The following is a 630-nucleotide window of genomic DNA, read 5'->3' on the forward strand; positions in this document are numbered from 1 at the left end:
GACAGGTGGTTTGACAAGCTGGGGCATCTTGTCCGGCCTGCGCCGGTTCACAATATCAACTGGTATTATGATCTTCTGTCCGCCTATGAGGGCAATCTGAATATCTGGGAAACCACCTATTTTCAGGTTCTGAAGGGCAAGAACGCGGTTCTGGAATGGACACGGTCAACGGCGCTGCGCCCGTTCCTTGCCGCACTGGAGGGAGAGGACATCAAGGCCTTTGAGCAGGAATACGCGGAACGACTGCTGGAGGCCTACCCTTTGAAACGGGATGGATCGACCATTTATCCGTTTTCCCGCCTGTTCATCGTTCTGGAGCTTGCCGAGGAATAGGGGCGGGCCTGCATGATTCTTCTGTTTACGGATTTTGGGGCCGAAGGGCCCTATCTGGCCCAAATGACGGCCCGACTGCGCCGCGCGGGATATACCGGCGAGGTTCTGTCCCTGTTTGCGGATGCCCCGGTATTCTCTCCCAAGGCGAGCGGCTATCTTCTGGCGGCCTATATGGCGGATTTTGAGCGGGACAGCGTCTTTCTGTCTGTGGTCGATCCGGGGGTGGGCGGCCGCCGCAAACCGGTGGTGGTGCGCAGTCAGGGGCGCTGGTTCGTCGGGCCGGATAACGGCCTCTTT

Annotated in this window: 2 protein-coding genes; both read left to right on the forward strand. The window is 58.6% G+C overall.

Annotation, left to right across the window (positions count from 1 at the left end; translation table 11 throughout):
* Positions 1 to 333: class I SAM-dependent methyltransferase (locus QQJ79_RS15765; protein WP_488798468.1), on the forward strand; the 333-nt coding region annotated here is incomplete at its 5' end.
* Between the two features lie 12 nt (positions 334 to 345).
* Positions 346 to 630: SAM-dependent chlorinase/fluorinase (locus QQJ79_RS15770; RefSeq protein WP_284223878.1), on the forward strand; the 285-nt coding region annotated here is incomplete at its 3' end.

It is taken from the genome of Brevundimonas denitrificans (assembly GCF_030160755.1).
GTDB lineage: Bacteria > Pseudomonadota > Alphaproteobacteria > Caulobacterales > Caulobacteraceae > Brevundimonas > Brevundimonas denitrificans.